The sequence below is a fragment of the Actinoplanes sp. NPDC051633 genome (genome assembly GCF_040681735.1).
Taxonomy (GTDB): domain Bacteria; phylum Actinomycetota; class Actinomycetes; order Mycobacteriales; family Micromonosporaceae; genus Actinoplanes.
The window spans coordinates 1-2,434 of the sequence record NZ_JBFAZH010001151.1 but is presented as its reverse complement, the minus strand read 5'-3'; the positions used below and the strand labels follow the sequence as shown (position 1 = coordinate 2,434).

General features: G+C 74.0%; 2 protein-coding genes. One reads left to right on the top strand and one right to left on the bottom strand.

Annotated elements, in window-relative coordinates; genetic code table 11:
• Positions 1-1,344: NAD-binding protein (locus AB0M20_RS38265; RefSeq protein WP_364305785.1), on the bottom strand; the 1,344-nt coding region annotated here is incomplete at its 3' end.
• 99 nt (positions 1,345-1,443) lie between these two features.
• Between AB0M20_RS38265 and AB0M20_RS38260 the strand changes: the two genes are divergently transcribed.
• Positions 1,444-2,331, top strand: a complete 888-nt coding sequence (locus tag AB0M20_RS38260) for a hypothetical protein (protein WP_364305783.1) — start codon at positions 1,444-1,446, stop codon at positions 2,329-2,331.
• Positions 2,332-2,434 lie beyond the last annotated feature (103 nt).

The following is a 2,434-nucleotide window of genomic DNA, read 5'->3' as shown; positions in this document are numbered from 1 at the left end:
CGCCTGCAGGTTGGTCACATCGTCGGTGGAGACGACCACCAGCGCCTTCGCGGTCTCGATCGACGCAGCCTGCAACGTCTCCTCCAGCGCCGCGTCGCCGACGATGAACGGCACGCCGAGCTGCTCGGTCACCTTGGCGCCGCGCGCGTTGGGGTTGCGGTCGATCGCGACCACGTCCAGGCCCAGATCGACCAGCTGCCGCAGCACCCGGGTGCCGACACTGCCCAGGCCGACCAGCACGATGTGGTCCTCGTGCGTTCCGCGCATCTGCCCGCTGGAGAGCGCCAGCCGGGCGTTCACCATGCCCTCGACGACCGCCGCCGTGATCAGCGGCAGCAGAGCCAGGCCGGAGATGGTCAGCACCAGCTGCGCGGCCTGGGCGAGGCCGCTGCGGTGTGTGTCCGCATCGGACGATCCGACCGCGGTCATCAGCGTCGTGTAGATCGAGGCCCAGAAGCCGCCGACCTCCTCGTCGGCGTGGGCCAGCACGGCGCCGGCGACGGCGCAGATCACCAGCGTGATCAGCACCGCCATGCCGAGCTTGCGGTTGAGCGCGGCCCGGATCGCCCGGGCGGTGGAGCGGAACGGCCGCGGGCGGTGCGACGAACGCGCCAGCTTGCGGGCCGCCACCGTCTGGCCGGCCGGTCGGCCCGACGCCTCGGCCAGCACCAGATCGTGCGGCCGGCCCGGGTCGGGCAGCGGGCCGTTCGGCAGCACCTCCACGTCCCCTTTGCCGTCCGCGACGGTCAACGGACAGACCACGAGCTTGTCAGGTACGTCCTCACGACGGGCCACGTACATCGTGCGCCCGGCGTGGCGGAAGTGCGTCGGAGCGGGCTCGCCCAGCGCGGCGGCGACGAACGCGGGCGCCGCCATGGCCGCGTCACTGAGCACGGCGCAGTCCTCGAAGAGCCGCTTCACGCCGTACCCCAGACCGGTGTTGAACATCCTGATCACCAGGCGCAGGTCGCGCTCGACGGCCTGGGCGCACAGCGCCGCGTGCAGGTTGGTGACGTCGTCCGGCATCACCAGCGCCAGCGCGGCCGCACCGGCCAGCCCGGCGGCCCGGAACGCCTGCTCGTCCAGGCGCTCCGCGCGCACCACCCGCACCCCGCGCAGCTTCCCCACGTCGGGCACGTCGGCCTTCGACTCCGACGGCACCACCAGCGTGATCCGGATCCGGTGGCCGGCGTTCGACAGCTCGTCGGCCAGCGTGTACGCCAACGCGTCCCCGCCGCAGATCACGAAGTGCGGGCGCTGGTCGTCGACGCCGTTGGTGAGCCGCTGCTGGAGCCGGGTCATGAACGCGCGACGCCGCACGGTGGACGGTTGATCGGCGCTCATGTCCTGATCGTAATCAGCGGAGCACCGGAACCAGGTCCCCCTGATCGTCGTTGCCACTTCCGAGCCGTTCGTCCGGATCGAGAACTGTGGAGGAATCGCATGCGTAGGTACCTGATCGCCGCGGCGGCGGCCGGGGGTCTCCTCCTGCTCGGCAGCCCGGCGCAGGCCGAGGACCAGACGCCGGCCGCCGGCCAGGGCGGGCTGCTCGGCGGGGTGATGGATCCGGCCGGTGGGGTGCTCAACCCGGACGGCGGTGTCCGGGTGGCGAGCCCGCTGGACGACTCGCCGATCGTGTCCGTGAAGCCGGGCACCAACACCGTTCCGACCGATTCGGTGCTGCCGGCGGAGAAGGGCAAGCCGCGCACCGGCCTGGGCAGCGCACGCCAGGCGGGCGCCGCGCAGACGGCCCGGCGGCCCGCGGCGACCGGCGGCCTGCCGGTCCTGGGTGGCGGCGGTCTCCCGGTCGCCGGCGGCGGCCTGCCGGTCGCGGGCGGCGGTCTCCCGGTCGCCGGCGGTGGCGGTCTGCCCGCGCTGGGCGGTCTTCCGGTGGTGGGTGGCCTGCTGCCCAACGGTGGCGATGGCCTGCCGGTCGGCGGCGGCCTGCCGGTCGGACGCGCCGGGGGCACCGAGTCCGGGCTGCTCGGCAGCGACCTGCCGCTGCTCGGCGGCCTGCTGCCGGACGAGCCGGCCCACACCCTGCCCGCCGACGCCGACGACCCGGCCGACGCCTCGGACGTGAGCGGCCTGCCGCCGGGCGGCACCGACGTCCCGCCGGGCACGACGCCGGGCACGACGCCGGATGACACTCCGAGCACCAAGCCCATCAAGCCCGCCACCAAGCCGGGCGACGACCGGGCGCCGAGCGCGGCCGGCCCGGGCGACGACCGCAAGCGCCTGCACGAGGAGCCGATCGACGACGAGGCGTCGACCGATCGCAAGTTCTCCGACGGCCGCCCGGTGGCCGGTGTGGACCCCGACTACCGGTGACAGCACAGGAAAGCGGGCCCCGTCCTCGACGTTGAGGACGGGGCCCGCTTTGCTTTGTGGCGGTTAGCTCACGGCGTCGATCTGCACGGAACCGCGGCCCACC